This window comes from Polynucleobacter sp. Fuers-14 (assembly GCF_018882045.1).
In the GTDB taxonomy this organism is placed as follows: Bacteria; Pseudomonadota; Gammaproteobacteria; order Burkholderiales; family Burkholderiaceae; genus Polynucleobacter.
The window spans coordinates 51,219-72,435 of record NZ_JACVPG010000011.1 but is presented as its reverse complement, the minus strand read 5'-3'; the positions used below and the strand labels follow the sequence as shown (position 1 = coordinate 72,435).

Annotated in this window: 19 protein-coding genes; 7 read left to right on the top strand and 12 right to left on the bottom strand. The window is 46.5% G+C overall.

The annotated features are described in order from the left end of the window. Window positions 1-15 precede the first annotated feature (15 nt). The gene (locus tag ICN40_RS07405) at window positions 16-333 is read left to right on the top strand and encodes a DUF1840 domain-containing protein (RefSeq protein ID WP_216243172.1); all 318 of its coding nucleotides are present in this window, start codon (window positions 16-18) and stop codon (window positions 331-333) included. Here ICN40_RS07405 and metH read toward each other — a convergent pair. Further along, window positions 330-3,080 carry a methionine synthase gene (metH, locus tag ICN40_RS07400; RefSeq protein WP_216243171.1) on the bottom strand — a complete coding sequence of 917 codons (2,751 nt, stop codon included), beginning with the start codon at window positions 3,078-3,080 and terminating at the stop codon, window positions 330-332. The two genes, ICN40_RS07405 and metH, sit on opposite strands and share 4 nt — an antisense overlap. Then, entirely contained in the window at window positions 3,077-4,141 is a 1,065-nt protein-coding gene (locus ICN40_RS07395) for a homocysteine S-methyltransferase family protein (protein WP_216243170.1), read from the bottom strand. Before ICN40_RS07395 ends, metH begins: the two co-directional genes overlap by 4 nt. Before the next feature lie 74 nt (window positions 4,142-4,215). Between ICN40_RS07395 and ICN40_RS07390 the strand changes: the two genes are divergently transcribed. After that, window positions 4,216-4,674, top strand: coding sequence for a PhaM family polyhydroxyalkanoate granule multifunctional regulatory protein (locus tag ICN40_RS07390; RefSeq protein ID WP_216243168.1), 459 nt, complete (start codon window positions 4,216-4,218; stop codon window positions 4,672-4,674). On the opposite strand, the gene ICN40_RS07385 is transcribed toward ICN40_RS07390, so the two are convergent. Then, window positions 4,586-5,671: an MBL fold metallo-hydrolase gene (locus ICN40_RS07385; protein ID WP_216243167.1), complete on the bottom strand. Its 1,086-nt coding sequence runs from the start codon at window positions 5,669-5,671 to the stop codon at window positions 4,586-4,588. The genes ICN40_RS07390 and ICN40_RS07385 overlap by 89 nt on opposite strands. Before the next feature lie 41 nt (window positions 5,672-5,712). On the opposite strand from ICN40_RS07385, the gene ICN40_RS07380 reads away from it, so the two are divergent. After that, on the top strand, window positions 5,713-5,889 hold the full coding sequence (locus tag ICN40_RS07380; RefSeq protein ID WP_072582634.1) for a DUF1289 domain-containing protein: 177 nt from the start codon (window positions 5,713-5,715) through the stop codon (window positions 5,887-5,889). Window positions 5,890-5,909: 20 nt separating this feature from the next. Here the strand turns inward: ICN40_RS07380 and ICN40_RS07375 are convergent, their stop codons facing one another. After that, entirely contained in the window at window positions 5,910-6,893 is a 984-nt protein-coding gene (locus tag ICN40_RS07375; RefSeq protein WP_216243166.1) for an MDR family oxidoreductase, read from the bottom strand. Window positions 6,894-6,980: 87 nt separating this feature from the next. On the opposite strand from ICN40_RS07375, the gene ICN40_RS07370 reads away from it, so the two are divergent. Genes ICN40_RS07370 through ICN40_RS07360 form a run of 3 tightly spaced genes read left to right on the top strand, consistent with a single transcriptional unit; the run spans window position 6,981 to window position 8,479 of the window. Continuing rightward, window positions 6,981-7,277 (top strand): hypothetical protein, encoded by a 297-nt coding sequence (locus ICN40_RS07370; RefSeq protein WP_216243165.1) that lies wholly within the window; start codon window positions 6,981-6,983, stop codon window positions 7,275-7,277. A 10-nt stretch (window positions 7,278-7,287) separates the two neighbouring features. Next, window positions 7,288-7,788 carry a flavin reductase family protein gene (locus tag ICN40_RS07365; RefSeq protein ID WP_072582631.1) on the top strand — a complete coding sequence of 167 codons (501 nt, stop codon included), beginning with the start codon at window positions 7,288-7,290 and terminating at the stop codon, window positions 7,786-7,788. A gap of 28 nt (window positions 7,789-7,816) precedes the next feature. Continuing rightward, window positions 7,817-8,479, top strand: coding sequence for a glutathione S-transferase family protein (locus ICN40_RS07360; RefSeq protein ID WP_255561284.1), 663 nt, complete (start codon window positions 7,817-7,819; stop codon window positions 8,477-8,479). Between the two features lie 18 nt (window positions 8,480-8,497). Here ICN40_RS07360 and ICN40_RS07355 read toward each other — a convergent pair whose 3' ends face one another. The 8 genes from ICN40_RS07355 to ICN40_RS07320 form a co-directional block, all read right to left on the bottom strand. Next, entirely contained in the window at window positions 8,498-11,533 is a 3,036-nt protein-coding gene (locus tag ICN40_RS07355; RefSeq protein ID WP_216243164.1) for an efflux RND transporter permease subunit, read from the bottom strand. Between the two features lie 7 nt (window positions 11,534-11,540). Then, window positions 11,541-12,680 carry an efflux RND transporter periplasmic adaptor subunit gene (locus ICN40_RS07350; RefSeq protein ID WP_216243373.1) on the bottom strand — a complete coding sequence of 380 codons (1,140 nt, stop codon included), beginning with the start codon at window positions 12,678-12,680 and terminating at the stop codon, window positions 11,541-11,543. 169 nt (window positions 12,681-12,849) lie between these two features. Beyond that, window positions 12,850-14,388 carry an efflux transporter outer membrane subunit gene (locus ICN40_RS07345; RefSeq protein ID WP_216243372.1) on the bottom strand — a complete coding sequence of 513 codons (1,539 nt, stop codon included), beginning with the start codon at window positions 14,386-14,388 and terminating at the stop codon, window positions 12,850-12,852. A 129-nt stretch (window positions 14,389-14,517) separates the two neighbouring features. Further along, on the bottom strand, window positions 14,518-16,350 hold the full coding sequence (glmS, locus tag ICN40_RS07340; RefSeq protein ID WP_216243163.1) for a glutamine--fructose-6-phosphate transaminase (isomerizing): 1,833 nt from the start codon (window positions 16,348-16,350) through the stop codon (window positions 14,518-14,520). Beyond that, window positions 16,350-17,843, bottom strand: coding sequence for a bifunctional UDP-N-acetylglucosamine diphosphorylase/glucosamine-1-phosphate N-acetyltransferase GlmU (gene glmU / locus ICN40_RS07335; protein WP_216243162.1), 1,494 nt, complete (start codon window positions 17,841-17,843; stop codon window positions 16,350-16,352). The genes glmS and glmU overlap by 1 nt, the downstream gene beginning before the upstream one ends. Continuing rightward, window positions 17,840-18,748, bottom strand: a complete 909-nt coding sequence (ttcA, locus tag ICN40_RS07330) for a tRNA 2-thiocytidine(32) synthetase TtcA (RefSeq protein WP_216243161.1) — start codon at window positions 18,746-18,748, stop codon at window positions 17,840-17,842. Before ttcA ends, glmU begins: the two co-directional genes overlap by 4 nt. Before the next feature lie 23 nt (window positions 18,749-18,771). After that, a complete protein-coding gene (locus tag ICN40_RS07325) occupies window positions 18,772-19,167 on the bottom strand; it encodes a dihydroneopterin aldolase (protein ID WP_072582625.1) in 396 nt (131 codons plus the stop codon). A 23-nt stretch (window positions 19,168-19,190) separates the two neighbouring features. Continuing rightward, on the bottom strand, window positions 19,191-20,000 hold the full coding sequence (locus tag ICN40_RS07320; RefSeq protein ID WP_216243159.1) for an SDR family oxidoreductase: 810 nt from the start codon (window positions 19,998-20,000) through the stop codon (window positions 19,191-19,193). A gap of 25 nt (window positions 20,001-20,025) precedes the next feature. On the opposite strand from ICN40_RS07320, the gene ICN40_RS07315 reads away from it, so the two are divergent. Then, a complete protein-coding gene (locus ICN40_RS07315) occupies window positions 20,026-21,213 on the top strand; it encodes a class I SAM-dependent methyltransferase (protein WP_216243157.1) in 1,188 nt (395 codons plus the stop codon). The last annotated feature ends 4 nt before the right edge of the window (window positions 21,214-21,217 follow it).

Sequence of the window (21,217 nt, the reverse complement as noted above, 5' to 3'; positions counted from 1 at the left end):
TGGTAAGCTATCGAAATGATCTATCAATTTCGCTCAAAGGCTGGTCCAGATGTCGTCATGCTGGCGGATCTGACTAAACGAATTTTTGATATTTTGGGGCGCCCCCTGGAGCCTCGCGGAATTTTGACCGTTGAGCAACTTCCTGACCTCATCACTGCCCTAGAAACTGCCATCCTCAAAGATCTTGAGGAGCGGACTAAAGCAAATGACGAGTCCGAGAAGGGCGCTGAGAAGCCTAAGCTGGCCGATCGCCTTGGACAGCGAGCCTACCCGTTCCTGGAGCTCATGAAGCAGTCCAAAGCCAAAGACGAGCCCGTCATGTGGGGCGTTTAATCTAGCAAGCTCGCTAGCTGACGACGGGTGTCCTCAATACTTTGCCCACGGCGCTTAGCCAAGTCTTCAACCTGGTCATCCGATAGCTTGCCCACATTGAAGTAGCGCGCATCCGGATGAGCCAGATAGAAACCGCTCACGCTTGAAGCTGGATTCATGGCCATTGACTCGGTCAGAGTCATGCCAATATCTTCAGAGCCAATGACTCGTAATAAATCCTCTTTAACTTCATGTGCAGGGCAGGCTGGGTAACCAGGTGCCGGACGAATACCGCGGTACTCTTCATTGATCATTTGATCGTTTGTCAAAATCTCATCTGTTGCATAGCCCCATAAGTCTGTACGCACCCGATGGTGCATCAGCTCAGCAAATGCTTCTGCCAATCGGTCAGCCAAGGCCTTCAACATAATGGCGCTGTAATCATCGTGCTTTGCCTGAAACTCAGCCACTTTCTTTTCAACACCATGACCGGTGGTCACTGCAAAACAACCCAGGTAATCAGCAACGCCAGAATCTTTTGGCGCAACGTAATCAGCCAGACAACGATTAGGTCTGCGTACACCCTCTACAACTGGACGCTCGGATTGTTGACGCAAGTTGTGCCACACGAATAAAGGATGCTCGCGTGCTTCATCGCTATACAAAACGATATCATCGCCAACGGTATTAGCAGGATAGAAAGCCACTACTGCATCGGCTTGTAGCCATTGCCCTTTAATCAGCTTATCAAGTAAGGCTTGAGCGTCAGCAAATACTTTGCGAGCTTCTACACCAACAATTTCATCATCCAGGATTGCGGGGAATTTGCCTGCTAAGTCCCAAGTCTGAAAGAATGGTGTCCAGTCAATATATTTAGCAATATCGCTCAGTGCAAAGTTTTTAAATACGCGACGGCCAATGAACTTCGGCTTCTCTGGAACATAAGCAGACCAGTCGATCATCTCGCGGTTCTTGCGCGCTGCCTCTAAAGAAATGGTTGGTGCTGCCTTCTTATTGGCATGCTGTTCACGAATGCGTACATAGTCATCGCGTAAATCTTGAATAAATTTCTTGGCACTCTCATCCGACAGCAAGCTAGAAGCCACTGAAACCGAACGAGATGCGTCAGGTACATAGACCACCGGGCCATCGTAATGCGGGGCAATCTTCACCGCTGTGTGAACACGTGAAGTTGTTGCGCCACCAATCATCAGCGGAATTTGACGTTCGCGGAACCAATCATCGCGTTGCATCTCTTGCGCAACATAAGTCATTTCTTCTAGCGAAGGTGTAATCAATCCAGATAAACCAACAATATCTGCATTCTCTTCTTTGGCACGCTTGAGAATCTCTGCACAAGGAACCATCACACCCATATTGGCTACTTCAAAGTTGTTACATTGCAGAACAACAGTCACAATATTTTTACCGATATCGTGCACGTCGCCCTTCACGGTTGCCATGACAATCTTGCCCTTAGCTTTGGCTTCACCGCCTGCTGCAATATGTTGGCGCTTTTCTTCTTCGATATACGGAATCAAGATGGCAACTGCTTGCTTCATCACACGCGCACTCTTAACCACTTGAGGTAAGAACATCTTGCCCGCACCAAACAAGTCGCCCACGACATTCATACCATCCATCAGAGGGCCTTCAATGACCTCAATAGGTCTGCCGCCAGCGCCCATAATTTCTGCGCGCAACTCTTCGGTGTCTTCTTCGATAAAGGTGGTGATGCCATGCACTAGGGCATGCGTTAGACGCTCGCGTACTGGGGCTTCGCGCCATACCAGATTTTCTACTTGCTTAGCGCCACCGCCCTTAAATTGATCAGCAATATCGAGCAAACGCTCGGTAGGTGTTTTGCCATCTTTTTCTTTAAAGCGATTGAGAACAACGTCCTCAACACGCTCACGCAACTCAGGATCCAAATCAGCGTAAACACCCAACTGACCAGCGTTCACAATACCCATGTCCATGCCAGCCTGAATGGCGTGATACAAGAACACCGTATGAATCGCTTCGCGCACACGATCATTACCGCGGAATGAGAAGCTCACATTGGAAACGCCGCCGCTAACCTTAGCACCCGGTAGGTTTTCTTTAATCCAGCGGGTGGCATTAATAAAGTCGACCGCATAGTTGTCGTGCTCTTCAATGCCGGTAGCAATTGCAAAAATATTCGGATCAAAAATAATGTCTTCTGCTGGGAAGCCAATCTCGTTTACCAAGATCTCATAGCAGCGCTGACAGATTTCTGTCTTACGCTTAAAGGTATCAGCTTGCCCTACCTCGTCAAAAGCCATCACCACTGAGGCAGCACCATAACGACGGATTAAACGCGCTTGCTTTCTGAAGGACTCCTCACCCTCTTTTAAGGAGATCGAGTTCACAATTGGCTTACCTTGAATACACTTCAGACCCGCTTCAATCACGCTCCACTTGGAGGAGTCGATCATGATGGGAACACGAGCAATATCAGGCTCAGAAGCGATTAAGTTGAGGAAGCGTGTCATCGCCGCCTCAGAATCCAACATCGCTTCATCCATATTGATGTCGATGACTTGTGCACCATTCTCAACCTGCTGACGCGCCACAACAAGCGCCTCATCAAATTGATTATTCAAAATCATTCTAGAAAATGCTTTGGAGCCAGTGACATTGGTACGCTCACCAATATTGACGAAGCCAACATCTGCTGTAACGTTAAATGGCTCAAGGCCAGAAAGCTTCATTGCTGGCATCGCTTTTTTCTCTATCTTGCTCATGCTGGTACCTCCGCATTCTCGCGATAGAAAGCGCGTGGCTTCCGTTTGGCAACCGCATTAGCAATTGCGCGAATGTGATCAGGTGTTGTGCCGCAGCAGCCACCTACTAAATTAACCAAGCCATCTTTAGCGAAACCATCTACTAGGCTAGAAGTGATTTCTGGGGTCTCATCAAAGCCCGTATCACTCATCGGGTTAGGCAAGCCCGCATTGGGGTAACAAGACACTGCGGCATCGCAAATTCTTGCTAGCTCTGCAATATAAGGGCGCATTAAAGCAGCACCTAATGCACAGTTCAAGCCAAAGGTGAGTGGCTTGATGTGACGCAAACTATTCCAGAAGGCCTCAACAGTTTGCCCAGACAAAATACGGCCAGATGCATCGGTCACTGTTCCAGAAATCATTACCGGCAAACGCTCACCGGTCTCTTCAAAAAATTCATCGAGGGCAAAGAGTGCCGCTTTGGCATTGAGCGTATCAAAAATGGTTTCAACTAAAAATAAGTCGACGCCACCCGCAAACAATCCTTCAATCTGCTCACGATACGAAGCACGCAATGCATCAAAGCTTACATTGCGCGCACCTGGATCATTAACATCTGGTGAAATACTTGCCGTCTTTGGTGTAGGACCAATCGCGCCCGCAGCAAAACGCGGTCTTTCTGGGGTGCTATATTTTTCACAAGCTGCGCGCGCTAATTTGGCAGAGACTTCATTCATCTCACGAGCCAAGCCAGCCATTTTGTAGTCCTCTTGCGCCACTGAGGTTGCACCAAAAGTATTGGTTTCAATAATGTCTGCGCCAGCATCCAAATATTGCTCATGGATCTTGCTAATAATTTGCGGCTGAGTCAAAACTAAGAGCTCATTGTTACCTTTGATATCGCCAGGATGATCGGCAAATCGGGTATTTCCCGGCAAACCGCGATAGTCGGCTTCAGTTAACTTGTATTGCTGAATCATGGTGCCCATGGCGCCATCCAAAATGAGAATGCGCTGCTTCAAAAGCTCGGGAAGCTTTTGACCACGGGTATAGGGCTGGGACAAACCATTAGATTGCATTGTTAAACCGGGATTAATCTCTAGAATCCCTTATTCTATTGGAAAAGCCACTTTTCATTTACCCCGGAGCCCCTATGTTTGGAACCATTCCAGAATTCAATCAAAGCCTAGATATGTTTAAAACCATGTGGGGACAAGGTGCCGCAGGTCAGGCTGGGCAGCTCCCCTTCACGGCAGATGCCTCCAAGGCTGCCGGTGGCTTTGCTTCAGCTTTTCCTGGCTTGGATGTAGATGAGCTTGAAAAGCGTATTAAAGACCTGAAAAGCGTTGAAAACTGGCTTAATTTGAACCTCAACATCCTCAAATCGACTATTCAGGGCCTTGAAGTTCAGCATGCCACCATGATGGCGCTCAAATCCTTTGGTGATGCTGTCTCAGCAGCTAGCTCTGCAGCTAGCTCAACAAGCGCCCCAAAGGAAGAATCCAAGACTAAAACGACTAGCGCTAAGCCACGGAAAACCGCAACACGCCGTCCTCGCAAAGCTGGCGACGCAACTTTCCTCGACGAAGTAGGTAATTCAGATGAGCAATAGCCTCACCCATTGCAAATGTGAGTTGATGAATATCTAATTCACGTTTAAACAAGACCGGCACAATCTCTCTGGCATGTGCCGGTTTTTTACATGCGGCCAAAGTATCCGCCAAGCGATCATCATGATGCGCTTTGAGTTGCGCAACACGCGGCCTAATTCCAGTAAATGGTTTGCCGTGTGAAGGAAGTACCAATGCATCCTCAGGTAATACTAAATATTTTTCAATAGAGTCAAGATATAGGCCCAACGGATCTGCATCTGGATCTGCATCATAGACACTTACATTGGTAGAGATGCGAGGCAACAACATGTCTCCAGAGATTAATACCCCAAGCTCTTTACAAAACAGCGAAGCATGCTCAGGCGCATGCCCATAGCCCATGATGACTTGCCACGCATGACCACCAATCAAAATAGACTCGCCATCAATAATGCGGCGGTATTGACGTGGCACTCCAGGCACCATATTGCTGTAGTAATTGGAGCGCCCGCGAATTTTTTCTAAATCTTCTGAGCCCGTTAAACCATGTCTTTGAAAGTGATCTGCAGAACCGCCACTGCCAGCGCGTGAACCAACTGCAGCACCACCCTCTTTGCAACTTAACCATTGAGCAGTTAAGTAATCTGTCATGGAAATCCACATAGGGACCTTCCATTTTTCACAGAGCCATTGGGATAGACCCACATGGTCAGGATGCATATGCGTCACTATCACGCGCAAGACTGGTAAGCCTTCAAGCTGAGTAGCAAACACTTGCTCCCAAGAGTTTCTTGTCTCTTCATTAGCAATACCGCAGTCCACAATCGTCCAACCCGCAACGCCATCAATTTCATCGCGCAGCAGCCAAAGATTGATGTGATCTAAAGCAAAGGGCAGGCGCATTCTGATCCAGCGAACACCTGGCGCAACCTCTAAGCTGCTACCCACTTCCGGAAGATCGTCTCCTAAGGGATAATGAATTGCAGCTTCAGTACTGGCTTTGTTTTGAGTATTCATGGCTTAGTGTTATTGATTGATTTTTTACTTCTAGGTTTGCTTTGACAACAGTTCCATCGCCCTGCATTAATTGGTGTGACATTAATCCTGAAAATGGTTACTGTCGTGGCTGCTATCGTACCTTGACTGAAATTGCTGATTGGTCAGATCTCACGAATCCTGAGAAGCTTGAGGTTTGGACACAACTTCCAAGTCGCAAACCCCAAGCACCGCAGTAATACCAATCTTTACTTCTTTTTTATTTATTGACGTCGACAATCAAACGTCCACGTACATTACCCGCCATTAATTCTTGCGCATATTTAATCGACTCCTCAAGCGTGATCTCATGAGAGATTTCATCCAAGGTATTCAGATCCACTAACTTGCTCAATTGCTCATAGGCAGCAATGCGTTTTGCACGTGGCACAGTCACACTATTAATGCCGTACAAAGTAACGCCGCGCAAAATAAATGGTGCAACACTTGAAGGAAAATCCATGCCCTGAGCCAAGCCACAAGCAGCTACAGCACCATCGCTCTTGGTCTGTGCGCACGCATTAGCCAGGGTATGACTACCCACACTATCAACCACTGCAGCCCAACGCTCTTTTGCTAATGGCTTGCCAGGAGCAGATAAGGTGGCGCGATCAATTACTTCAGTTGCACCCAATTTTTTCAGGTAATCCGCTTCAGCCATACGGCCAGTACTCGCGACAACAGTAAAACCTAGCTTGCTGAGAAGTGTGATGGCAAAGCTGCCAACGCCGCCCGCAGCACCGGTGACCAAAACCTCACCATCACTTGGCTTAAGCCCATGCTTTTGTAGTGCCATGACGCAGAGCATAGCGGTATAACCTGCGGTGCCAATGGCTAATGCTTGTTTAGCAGTAAATCCCTTGGGTAGCGGAATCAACCAATCGGCCTTCACACGGGCCTGCTGTCCTAAGCCGCCCCAATGCCCTTCCCCAACTCCCCAGCCGTTAAGAAGCACCATGTCGCCAGTCTTGAAGTCGGAACTGGTGCTTTCCATCACTTCACCAGCAAAATCGATTCCTGGCACCATTGGGAAGCTGCGAACTACCGGGCCTTTACCCGTGATAGCCAGGCCATCCTTGTAATTGAGAGTGGAATATAGGACCTTTACGCGAACATCACCTTCTGGGAGCTTAGCCTCATCGACCTGGGCTAATTCTGCGCGATACCCTTGATCATCCTTATTTACCAATATTGCTTTAAACATGTCTCTTCCTTTTAGAACGAGGTATTTCCCCGCAGCAATTGCTTAATAGGTTTATCCTAACGAGCATTGCTGATTATGGAGGTTTCCATGAAAAAAATTCTACTATTAACTACGATTTCTGGCTTGGCGCTGTCTGGCTGCTATTCCACCCAAATTAATATGTCCATGGGCAATATGCGCCTGATCACCTCTAGCGCAGCACCGCAGGATGTTATGGATTTCGCCACCAAGACCTGTAAAGATGATTTCTATGAAGGCGCCAGCTTTCTATCCAAGGCAGGCAATGAATATCGCTTCAGATGCGTAAAAGCCGAAGAGGATGAAATTTTGATTCCTATTCCCGGCACAACACTGACCGCTACAGTAAAAGCTGAAGCTAAATAAGTAAAGACTAATGACCCCGTTTACCTCACAAGAGCTGCGCAAAGGTTTCGCATCATTTGCAACTGGGGTCACTGTTATCACTTGCTTGGATGAGGAAAATAATTCTCACGGCATTACGATTAGCTCATTCAATACTGTCTCACTTGAGCCACCACTCATTCTTTGGAGTCTCAAGAAGCATTCAAGACTCATGCCTTGGGTTGAGCTTGGCAAGAAACATCTGATTCATGTGCTAGAGCGCTCTCAAGAGAATTTGGCAATGCATTTCGCTAATGTGAAGACCGATCAATTTAAGGGAATTGATCACAAGCTTGCGGCTAGCGGACTTACGCAGATTGATCATTGTGTAGCTTATTACGAATGTGAAACTGTTTGTGTTCACATAGGTGGTGATCACAACATCATTGTTGCCAAAGTGATTAACTTAAAAAATCATCCCGAGCGAGAGCCCCTCATTTTTGCGCGCAGCCAATTTGTTGGTCTCGATTTCACAGAAACTAAAGCCAGCTAATACCAAATCATCTTTGTAAGGAAATACCATGATGCGTTTATGGGGTCGAAAAAGTTCGATTAACGTTCAAAAAGTATTGTGGTGCCTTGCTGAGCTTGGACTCAAAGAAGGCAAAGACTTTGAGCGCATCGATGCTGGCCTGCAATTTGGAGTCAATAACACTCCAGAGTTTTTAAATCTCAACCCAAATGGCTTGGTACCTACACTGGAAGATGGTGAAGTGGTGCTTTGGGAATCCAATACCATCATGCGCTATTTAGCCCGTCTGCATGATCAGGCTGGGCGCTTTACAGCAGAAATTAAGACTCAGTACGAATCTGAGAAATGGATGGATTGGCAATTGGGCACGATGTGGCCAGCACTACGGATTGCATTTCTGGGTCTCACCAGAACACCAGAGGCAGAACGTAAATACGAATCCATTCTCAAGGGATACCAAGAAACTAATCGGCTGCTTGGATTGCTAGATCAAACATTGTCCAAGCAAAGCTATTGTGCGGGCAATCAATTTCAGACTGGAGATATTGTTCTAGCTCTGTGTGTCAGTCGTTGGATTCTTCTAAATCAGACCTTCCCAAAGCACACTGGCGAGCGTGCACCCCTTAAGAATATCGATGCCTGGATGCAACGCCTAGAAAATGAAACTTGCTTTAACGATATTGTTGAAAAAGAACTCAATATCGTTAAATAGTTTTTCTGTCTTTCATTTTTACTGCTGCTTAAATTTCTTAGCGTGGTGATCGGCACCAATAAATAAGTACATTGCTGGCACTACAAAGAGTGTGAACAGCGTACCAATTGACAGGCCAGTGAAAATGACAATGCCCATGGATTTGCGTCCTGCGGCACCCGCGCCAGAAGCAATCACCAAAGGTAATACACCTAAAACCATTGCTGCAGTTGTCATCAAAATCGGGCGCAAACGAACGCTACTTGCTTCCACGATGGCATCGAGCTTACTGCGCCCCGCTTCCTGAAGTTCATTCGCAAACTCCACGATCAAAATACCGTGCTTACTAATCAAGCCCATTAGTGTGACTAGGCCAACTTGGGTGTAGACGTTTAAGGTCGTGAATCCCAAATTAATAAATATCAAGGCGCCAAATAAGGCTAGCGGCACAGAAACCAAAATTACAATCGGATCGCGGAAACTTTCAAATTGTGCTGCGAGAACCAAGAACACAATCAGAATCGCAAAGAACATGGTGACTAAGAAGCCGCCAGATTCAGCCATAAATTGGCGTGATGGCCCTGCATAGTCCATGGTGTAACCATTAGGGGCAACCTCTTTCAGAGTCTGACGCATAAACTCCAATAAATCCGCTTGCGAAATAAATGGTGTGCTTACACCCGAGATCGTTGCTGAATTCAATTGCTGGAAGTGATTAATAGACTGCGGCACCACTCTTTGTTTAATTGTTGCGATAGTGCGCGCTTGAACCATCGCGCCACTTGGCGTACGGATGTAGTAATCCAATATTTGATCTGGATTGAGACGATCTACTTGCTTCACTTGTGGAATCACACGATAAGAGCGTCCAGCCACTGAGAAGTAATTCACATATCCACCGCCTAAAGCAGCAGATAAGGCTGAACCGACCTGTTGCTGAGTCATGCCTAAGGCAGCAACTTTTTCTCGATCAATCTCTAAAACATCTTGTGGCTTATCAATCTTGAGATCAGAATCCACGAAGAAGAAATTGCCACTGCGGCGTACTTTATCAAGGACTGCTTGTGAGACTTCATTTAACGCCGCATAAGATTCTGTTGTATTAATAACAACCTGCACAGGCAAGCCTTGTGCTCCAGGTAGGGCTGGAAACTGGAAGGCGGCAACGCGTGCACCTGCAATGGAGTTCCATTTTTGCTGCATATCTTCTTGGAACTTGGTTGCGTTACGACTACGCTCACCCCAGTCTTTCAGCAAGATACCGCCAAAGCTCGAAGTTGGGCTCGTGATCTGGAAAGCCTGTTCGTATTCTGGTTCTGCAGCTGCAATTGCGTAGATTTGATCTGCATAAGTCTGCATTTGCGTCACAGTACTATTGGGAGGCCCTGATGCTTGCATCAAAACAATACCCTGGTCTTCGGTTGGCGCTAATTCAGCACGCGCCGTTGAATACAAATAAGCTACGCCCCCCAGCAAGATGACGCCCATCACGATGATGACCTGCCAAGTACTTAGCAAATCACGCAAAGTAGTTTGATAGCTGTGATGCACCTTCTCAAAAATGCGATCAATCTTCTGCACAAAAGGTGACGCCTCTTGTTCTTCCGTAAAGATGCGAGAGCACATCATGGGCGAGAGTGTTAAGGCAATTAAGCCTGAAACCGCTACTGCACTAGCTAAAGTAAAGGCAAATTCAGTAAACAGCGCACCCGTCAAACCACCCTGAAAGCCAATCGGTATATACACCGCAATCAGCACTACCGTCATTGCTAAAATAGGGCCACCTAATTCTCGGGCAGCAATTAAAGATGCCTCTAGTGGTGACTTACCTTCTTTCATGTGACGGTCAACGTTTTCCACGACGATGATGGCGTCGTCCACCACCAATCCAATTGCCAAGACCAGAGCTAGAAGGGTAAGCAAGTTAATCGAATAACCCAGCACTTGCATGAGGAAGAAAGTACCAATGAGCGATAAAGGCATTGCAATTACTGGAACAGCAACCGCACGAGCACTACCCAAGAAAAGGTAGATCACCACTGTCACAATCACCAAAGCCTCAATTAATGTAGACACCACTTCATCAATGGAACTGGTAATAAATTTAGTAGAGTCGTAAACAATCTTGCCCGTCATGCCAATGGGTAATTGCTTCTGAATATCTGGCGCCACATCCCGAACACGTTGTGCTACATCTAATAGGTTGGCCTGCGGCGCAACCTTAATGGCAATAAACACTGACTTCTTGCCACTAAAGGCAACGTTCGTGTTGTAGTCCTCAGAGCCCATAGTGACATTAGCCACTTGGTCTAGGTACACAATATTCACGCCATCTTTTTTAATGACTAACTTGCGAAACTCATCCAGGGTATGCAAGTCGGTGCCAGCAACCAAGTCAACCGAGACCATCTCGCCTTTGGTGCTTCCAACTGCAGACAAGTAATTGTTTGCTGACATGGCGTTATACACATCATCGGCGCCCACACCAAGACCGGCCATCTTCTCTCGATCCAACCAGGCGCGCAAGGCAAATTTACGTCCACCAGTAATCTCTGCATTCTGAACCCCTTCAACAGAGTCCAGCTTTGGCTTTACAACTCGTAATAGATAGTCGGTAATAGCATTGTTGGCGATGTCATCGCTATAGAAACCCATATACATCGCAGCAGTAGACTGCCCTACCTGCACCGTCAAAATAGGTTGTTGTGCCTGCGGTGGCAACTGATTTTTTACCGCACTAATTTGAGTCTGTATCTGCGTTAATGCCGCGTTTGAGTCATAGTTCAGCTTAAGCGTTGCAGTAATGGTGGAGACTCCACTCACGCTGCTAGAAGATAAGTAATCAATACCTTGGGCCTGAGCTATAGATGCCTCAAGAGGTTGAGTAATAAACCCAGCAATCGTTTCAGGATCGGCACCATAGTAGGCTGTAGTGATGGTCACAATCGCATTTTGCGTTTGCGGATATTGATTTACAGGCAAAGAACCAATTGCCTTCAAACCAAAAATCAATACAAGAGCGCTCACCACCATGGAGAGCACTGGTCTGCGGATGAATATGTCAGTCCAATTCATCTGCTATTTATTCCTGCGGCTTTGGATCAGGTGAATTTGCTGGCTGCACCTTGTTATTAATAATCAGTGGCGTGCCATTCTTGAGCTTCATCTGACCGCTAGTAACCACCGTTGCGCCTTCATCAACACCCTTCAAAATGGCCACTTGATCACCACGAGTTAATCCAGTCGTTACAAATACCTGTTGTGCCTCTAGTGCTGGATTGCCTTGCTTATCTTTCTTGCCAGTAGGTTTAGCAATAAAGATGGTTGAGCCATATGGGTTGTAGGTAACCGCCGTCTGAGGCAGGGTCAAGTATTTCACTTGATCGCCCAGCTTGATATTCACATTAGCAAACATGCCTGGCAGAATTTTCTTATCCGGATTAGCGAGTTGCGCCTCGACTTGAATATTGCGGGTATTGCTATCGACCTTTGGACTAACAGCAGTAATCTTGCCCGTGAAGCTTGCACCCTTAAATGCATCGGTAGTCACCTCAACCTCTTGGCCAACCTGAATGAGTTCAGCATTGTTTTGTGGTAAGTTGAAATCCACAAAAATAGGGTCTAAGGTTTGTAACGTTAGCAGCTTATCGCCAGGATTTACATACTGTCCTGGATTGATAGAAACAATACCTACCCGGCCGCTAAATGGTGCTTTGAGGTTTTTCTTGGCCACTAAAGCAGTCTGCTGCTCAACCTGCGCTTGTTTTGATTTGGAATCAGCAGCGCTCGTATCAAATACGTTCTTACTAATTGCCTGAATTGCTAACTGCTGTCTATCGCGCTCATTAATGACTTTAGCTAGGTCAGACATTGCTTTTAAAGAATTTAATTGGGCTACATCAGATGCATCATTTAATTTAATGAGGAGTTCGCCTTCTTTAACGTCTTGACCTGACTTAATGGGCACAGTCTGTACTAAGCCGCCAATCTCAGTGCTGAGCTCAACACCCCTAAATGCGCGGACATTACCCACGCTGGTTAACATAGGCTGCCATTCTGTATTTGCAATCACCATGGTGGAAACCGTTGCAGGAGGCAATCCCATACCCGCGATGAAATGCTTAATCATGAAAGTCTTCAGCTGATTGAAAGCGAAGATTAGGCCCAATAATAAAAATACACCGCAAAGCATGATAGTCATACGACGTTGCAAAGGTTCCATTGCCATGAGCTTTTCATGGGCCTTGGTACCACGCCATTTCTGACCCATGCGCGCCCAAAAGGCTTTGGTCTTTTCCCAAAGCGCAATTGCTCTCTCACGCAATTTCCATTCAATTGCTTTACGTTGCAGCCATGCCCATAAGGCAAGAACCAAAGCAACGAGCTTGTTCTTAATTTGTTCCAGAAGTTTCATTTTGATCTTTGTTCGCTATGTCTTTTGGTTTAAAAGCAGGGCCTTCACGATTCCACCAGCCGCCGCCTAATGCTGCAAATAAAGCCGCCGTATCTGAGAAGCGAGTTGCTTGTGCTGCAACCGATTTCACTTTTGCTTGCTGATACTGATTTTGGTAATAGAGCACTGCTAAATAACTAGCCGTACCGAGTTTGTACTGTTGCTGCACTAAGTCCAAAGTTTCGTAGGCATAACGCTCTGCGTCCGATGCTGCTTTGAGTGCTTGCGCACCAGTCTCTAGTGCGCGTAATGCATTGGCTACTTCTTGGAATGCATTTAAGACGGTTGCCTGATATTGAAAAGCAGCCTGCTCATAGTTCGCAATGGCGCCACGACGTTGCGCCAAAAGCTGGCCACCCTGAAACAATGGTTGCAAGATACCGCCACCCAAAGTCCATAACGCAGAGTTCGGCCCAAACAGTCCATTGGATGTCAGTGCGGCAGCACCAATAGATCCCGTGATATTAAATTGCGGCAATAAGTTTGCAGTTGCAACGCCCACAAAAGCATTTTGAGCTTTTAACTGGGCTTCAGCCGCCCGCACATCAGGACGTTGCCGCACCAGGCTGGAAGGCACCGATAGAGGTAACTTCTCTGGCAAATGCAAATTGGCCAGATCAAACTTGGCAATATTGGCGTTACTCGGAATCTCTCCCACTAGCACTGCCAATTGATTGCGTGCAAATGCGAGGTTTCTTTCGTAGCTGAAGAGATCCACTTGAGAATTCGATACCAAGGTGCGCTGTGAGGTGACGTCTACTCTAGAAACCGTACCAATGATTAATTGTTTCTCAGTTACCTCGGCAAGATTCGTTTGAGCCTTCAGAATTTCTTCTGTGGCTTGCATCTGTGCACGTAACGCAGCCTCTTTAACGGCGCTCGTCACTACGTTAGCCGTTAACGAAAGATAAGCACCCTCTAATTGAAACTGCGCAACCTCTGCTTGAGCACGCGCACCTTCAACCGCTCTCCGAGCTCCACCAAAGACATCTAACTTATAAGTTACATTGACTGTGGTGTTATAGAGGTTATAAGTATCGGAACCATTGCCCACGCCATAAAAGGCTAAAGGCTGTTTCTGCCGAATTACATTTGCACCCACGCCAATAGCAGGGAAATATTGACCGCCAATTTGTGCGTTGACATTTTCTTGAGCGGCCCTTAATGCTGCATCGGCTGCGCCTAAATTTGGATTTTGCTCAAGCGCTCTTTTAATCAACGCATCAAGCTCAGGAGACTTATAAAGCTCCCACCATTGCGCCTCTATATCTGCGCCTTCTACAAACTCTTGATCTGTTCCGCCTGGCACTCCAGGTGCCGTGGTGAGTTTCTTAGCTACAGGGGCTTCTGTATAAGAAGAGGTCTTGGGCGCCTCGGGTTGCTTAAAGTCTGGGCCGACCGCGCATGCAGAGAGAGCTAGCGCACAAATCAGCGGAAGCAATTTCAAACCTGAAAGACGGGGCATCGACAGAAACATGGGTTGCAATAAATATCCTCTTTTACAAGAGTTATTTGAACACAGAAATGCAATCAGGGCTTCGTAAAGCCCTGATTTATCTACTGAATTTTGTCCACAACTTTAGATGAAAGTCAAACAAGTAAAAAATTATTCGACCGTAACGCTCTTCGCCAGGTTCCTGGGTTTATCAACATCAGTGCCGCGTGCGCAGGCTGTGTGATAAGCCAATAGCTGTAGGGGAACTACATGCAATATTGGTGAGAGGTTGCCATAGTGCTCAGGCAGCTTGATGACATTGATGCCGTCGCTGCTAGAGATATGAGTATCTTGATCAGCAAACACATAAAGCTTGCCACCACGCGCTTTGACTTCTTGCATGTTGGATTTGAGTTTCTCCAATAAGACGTCATTAGGTGCAACAGTAACAACCGGCATCTTGTCTGTAACTAGAGCAAGCGGCCCATGCTTTAACTCACCTGCTGGATAAGCTTCAGCATGAATATAAGAAATCTCTTTGAGCTTTAATGCGCCTTCAAGCGCAATTGGATAGTGCATTCCACGGCCAAGGAATAGGGCATTTTCACATTTAGAAAATGCCTCGCTCCAAGCAATAATTTGTGGCTCAAGCGCTAGTACTGCATGAAGTGCTTTCGGTAGGTGACGCAAGTCACGCAGTAACTCTTTTTCTTTTTCAGGGGATATTCTGCCATCGCGTTTAGCAATCGAAACCGCTAAGAGATAAAGCGCTAAAAGCTGCGTAGTAAATGCCTTCGTTGAAGCCACTCCAATTTCAGCACCTGCCTTGGTCAAGAAATGCCAATCAGTTTCACGAACCATGGCACTACTAGCCACGTTGCATATAGCCAAAGTAAAGCGGTGACCCAAACTCTTAGCATGACGCAATGCCGCCAAAGTATCTGCTGTCTCACCAGATTGTGAAACCACCACAATAAGTGTTTTTGGATTAGGCACAGTGGTGCGATAGCGATACTCACTAGCAATTTCTACTTGAGTCGGAATGCCAGCAATATCTTCTAACCAATATTTAGCAACACATGCAGAGTAATAACTCGTGCCACATGCCAATATTAAAATCTGCTCGAAAGCTCTCCAGTCTTCTGGCTTAGCTTCAAATAGTTCAGGGCCAAAGTCAGCGATATTAGCAAGCGTGTCGCCAATTGCTCTAGGCTGCTCAAAGATTTCTTTTTGCATGTAATGCTGATAAGGGCCGAGATCAACTGAGTCAGCTTGAGCTGGCATAGGCTTCAACTCTCTTTGGGCGACCTTACCAGCTTGATCAATTACCTCAACGGAATCAGCCTTGAGAACAGCTACATCACCTTCTTCCAAATACATCATGGAATGAGCGCGTCCTGCCAATGCCAAAGCATCAGAAGCTAAGAAGTGCTCATGATCGCCAATGGCAACCACTAGAGGAGAACCAACACGAGCGCCCACTAAAGTACTCGGGTTATCTTGAGAGATAATGCCAATAGCGTATGCGCCATGTAATTTAGGAAGCACCGCTCTTACCGATGCCGCAATATCTTTTTGGTCACTAGCAACATATTGCTGGTGAATTAAATGGGCGATAACTTCAGTATCTGTTTCAGAGGTAAACACATATCCAGCAGCCTTTAAATCTGAGCGCAGAACTTCATAGTTCTCAATAATGCCGTTGTGTACAACCGCAATTAAGTCGTTGGAAGTATGGGGGTGGGCATTTTGGGTATCTGGCTTACCATGGGTAGCCCAACGTGTGTGTGCAACACCCAAGGTGCCGAAAAAATCTTTACCTTGCTCACCTAATTCAGAAACACGTGCAGTAGTTCGAGCTCTTTCGATGGGGTGCTTGGCATCCTCACCATTAATGACCGCAAAACCACAAGAATCATAACCACGGTACTCTAGACGGCGTAAACCCTCAACCAAAACATCAACAATATTTTTATGGGAGGCCGCACCAACAATACCGCACATTATTTTTTACCCTTTGCAGTTTTCTTAACCGGCTTCTTGACGGCCTTCTTCACAGCCGTCTTTGATGCTGCTTTTTTTACTGGTTTCTTTTCTTGCTTGACAGGGCGCTGCCACTGTAAGGAAATTTGTTTTGCTCGAGATACAGTCAGTTGATTGGCAGGAGCATCTTTAGTCAAAGTTGTTCCCGCACCCAATGTGGCGCCACGACCAACACGCACAGGTGCAACCAACTGAGTATCCGAGCCAATGAAGACATCATCCTCAATAATGGTCTGGTGTTTGTTAACGCCATCGTAGTTACAAGTAATAGTGCCAGCACCAATGTTGACTCTGGAGCCAACAATAGAGTCGCCAACATAAGCCAAATGATTGGCTTTGCTATTAGCGGCAATTTTGCTGTTCTTCACTTCTACGAAATTACCAATATGTACATCGTTTGATAAATCTGCGCCAGGACGCAAACGAGCATAAGGGCCAATTAATGATTGATTGCCCACTTTTGCGCCGTCCACATGGCTATATGCATAAATAGAAACGCCTTTGCCGATCACGCTATTGCGAATCACGCAATATGGTCCAACCTTAGTACCAGCATCTAGAGTTACACAACCTTCAAATACACAACCAACATCAATTGATACATCAGTGCCGCACTCTAAGGTGCCACGTACATCAATACGCGCAGGATCAGCAAGCGATACGCCTGCATCCATTAATTGATAAGCATTATTGAGTTGGTGTACACGCTCTAATGCAGCAAGTTGATCACGACTATTGACACCAATAGTTTCAAACTCATCATCAGCTTGCGTTGTTCGAATCGGCACGCCATCTTTAACAGCCATAGCAATCACGTCAGTCAAGTAGTACTCGCCTTGTGCATTGCTGGCGCGTAAAGACTTGAGCCACTTCTTTAATGAGTTCGTTGGCAATACCATGATGCCGGTGTTAATTTCTTGAATCGATTTTTGCGCTGGCGTTGCATCCTTCTCTTCAACAATCTCTTTTACAGAGCCGTCAGCATCACGAACAATCCGGCCATATCCAGTTGGATTGGCAAGGTTTTGCGTGAGGAGCGCAAGTGCACTGTCTTGACCGCGAACACCATCAGCTAACTTCGCTAATTTGGCTAGCGTCTTTTTTGTAGTGAGGGGAACATCGCCATACAAAACTAAGGTTGGCTCTTGAACATCTAATTTAGGCAGGGCTTGCAATAGCGCGTGACCCGTGCCTTTTTGTTCAGCTTGCAGCGCAGTGCTTACTTTGTCAAAGCTTGGATCTTCCTTGCCAGCATTTAATAAGAATGTCTTTACATCTGCCGCACCATGACCAACCACTACAACGGGGCCAGATTTAGACTTTTTGTCTTGTAGTGAAAGCGCAGTACTGAGAACGTGCTGGAGCAGGGGTTTGCCTGCGAGAGTTTGCAGGACCTTGGGCAGAGCGGATTTCATCCGCTTTCCTTGCCCAGCAGCCAAAATGACGATATTCATAAAGGGGGATTATAAGTCCCCTGAATCATGGTTCCACAGGCTAATTCATCTAATTCGGCCTCATCAATTGCCCTGTCGCCAGAAGATCTAGAAGCAATACCCGCTAACTCGGTGGAAATCTCCAGGTTTTTGAAATCAAAGGCTTCGCCGTCCATTAAATGAGATGGAACAATATGATGCATAGAGCGAAATAGATTCTCCACCCGACCAGGATGCTTCTTCTCCCAATCGCGCAGCATTTCTTTCATGACCTGGCGCTGCAAATTGGGCTGACTTCCACATAAATCACAAGGAATAATCGGGAAGTTCATATCTGCCGCATAACGTTCAAGCAGTTTCTCAGGGACATATGCCAAGGGGCGAATCACAATATGCTTGCCATCATCAGAGCGCAACTTGGGCGGCATCCCCTTTAGCTTGCCCGCATAAAACATATTGAGCATCAAAGTTTCTAGAATGTCATCACGGTGATGGCCTAAAGCAATCTTTGTTGCCCCCAACTCATCCGCCACACGATACAAAATTCCTCGGCGTAAGCGTGAGCACAATCCACAAGTTGTTTTACCCTCAGGGATCACACGCTTCACAATGCTGTAAGTATCTTGTTCTTCGATGTGATACTGAACACCTAATTTCTTCAAGTAATTGGGCAAGATTTCGGCGGGGAAATTAGGCTGCTTCTGATCTAAGTTCACCGCAATAATTTCAAAATTGATTGGTGCACGCTCACGCAGCTTCATCAGAATATCGAGCATGGCATAGCTATCTTTACCGCCCGATACACACACCATCACTTTGTCACCATCTTCAATCATGCCAAAGTCACCAATGGCCTGACCTACCAAGCGGCAGAGTTTCTTCTCTAGCTTGTTTTCTTCGAAGACAACTTTACGAATATCGCCCATAAGAGTTCTTTTCTAAATTCTATTTAAGAAGTCTTGATACGAAATACTTCAACGCCTACCGAGTGGCAATCTGGATAGACATCTGGCTTAGCCGTACTTACACGCGCAGCCAACACCTTTGGGTGAAGCAACATTGCCGTCACGATGTCATCGCAGAAGGTTTCCTGCAAATGAATATGCCCCTGAAAGGCCCGAGCCTTAATAGTTTCGCGCATGAAGTCGTAATCCACCACTTCATCCAACTGATCATTCGTTGGCGTATTCATATCAAGGGGAATATATAAGTCCACATTGAGGATGACGCGCTGCTCTGCTTTTTTCTCAAAGTCATGAACTCCGATGTTGATATAAATCTCATAGTCCCGGAGAAATAAACGGCGACAGTCAACAAGAGCGGGATGAGAAAGAATAGCGTGCATGTATGTTTGCTTTTTAAAAATACTTAATTAGTTTTGAACATCACATCACGTGATGATGGCAATAAATGTTGCCCGCCGTCCACATATAAGGTGGTTCCGGTGATGGCGCTAGAGTCCGCCAAAAATACGGCTGCCTTTGCAATATCTGCTGGTGTTGAGGATCTTCCCAGTGGCGTCATTTGATGTGCTTTGGAAAAACCATCCATTGTTTGATCGCCTGATGGCAAAGAGATTCCTGGTGCTAATCCGACTACACGCAGATGGGGCGCGAAATCCATTGCCAATAATTCAACCGAGGAAAGCAATGCTGCCTTAGATAATGTGTAGGACAAATAATCTGGATTAGGGTTAATCAACTTTTGATCTAGCAGTTGAATTACCGCTGGAATGACACCAAATATATTTGGGTTACTTTTTTGAAACTCAAACATCTGCTGAGATAGCAAAATTGGCGCGGTTAAATTGACTTGCATATGGTCTTGCAAACTTTTTCCACTTGACGGGGTGCTGGAGTTAGCGCGATCGTATTCAAAGATAGATGCGCTATTTACTAAGCAGGCTAAATTAGGGAATGCTTTGCTGACAGCCAAGAAAAGATCTTTGGTGGCAGCCTCATCAGCCAAGTCAGCCTGGAAAGCTTGGACTTTCACACCCATCATTTCGATTTCTCTGATGGTTTCTTGAGCCTCTTGCTCGGATCGCCCATAATGAACGGCAACATCCCAGCCCTGACGGGCAAACTGCAAGGCAATTTCTCGACCCAGGCGCTTGGCGGCGCCAGTCACTAAAACTGCTTTTCCTTGCTGGGATGGGGGCGTTGAACTAGGGTTCAATTAAATTCTCTTAGACTAGCGAGCTATGGATATTACCTTGACCAGCCTTGAAACGGAGCATAGTGCGCTTCTAAAGGCCCAAATAGCCTCTCAAATCGCCTTACAGGGCGGCTGGCTGCCATTCTCTCGCTATATGGAAATGGCTTTATATGAGCCCGGCATGGGCTATTACAGCGCTGGCGCTCACAAATTAGGTGCCGGCGGCGATTTCACTACTGCCCCCGAATTAAGCCCTCTCTTTGGCGCAGCCATTTGCTCAACCCTCCTACTGGTACTTGAGGGACTCAAGGAAAAAGGCCTTCCCACTCAAATCTTGGAGTTTGGCGCTGGAACAGGCAAGCTTGCTACCTCAATACTGACCCGCCTCAATGATCTTGGCTTTCATTTGGATCGTTACGACATTATCGAAATTTCACCAGACTTAGCACAGCGCCAACAAGAAAGAATTAGAAATACTGTTGGACAACTTCATCTTAAGACCCAATGCAATTGGTTAACGGAGTTACCCGAAAATTTCAAAGGCATCATTCTGGCCAACGAAGTGATTGATGCGATTCCTTGTGATGCCATCATTTATCAAAATGGATTTTGGTATTGGTACGGTGTTGCATTTGAGAATGACAAACTGATCTGGAAAGTAGGCCCTCCAGTCGAACAACAATTACTTCCTGAAAACCTTCTCAACGGCAACTTCTCAGAAGGCTACATCACTGAACTACAAACGCCAGCAAATGCTTGGATGCAGCAAGTTGCCAAACATTTAGACACCGGCCTATTCCTCACGTTTGACTATGGATTTCCTGAGAGCGAGTACTATCACCCGCAAAGGCTTGAGGGCACCCTCATGGCCCATCATCGCCACCATGCAATTCAAGATCCATTTCATCTACCTGGTCTTTGCGATTTAACAACGCACGTTGAATGGTCCCAAATTGCTCGTAGCGCGTTGGCTGAAAATGTGGATGATGTATACCTTACCAACCAGGCTGCGTATCTATTAGATGCTGGCATTGGTGACATTGCTTTAGAAATTGGTGACCCAAGTAATCCAGAAACATTTCTACCGATATCCAACTCTTTGCAAAAGTTATTGTCTGAAGCGGAAATGGGCGAACTCTTTAAGGCCTTTGCATTTTCTAAGAAATTAGATAGCCTGCTACCGGGACATGTACTTGAAGATCTGCCTGGTCTACGCGGCAGAAATAGGCTGTAGACGC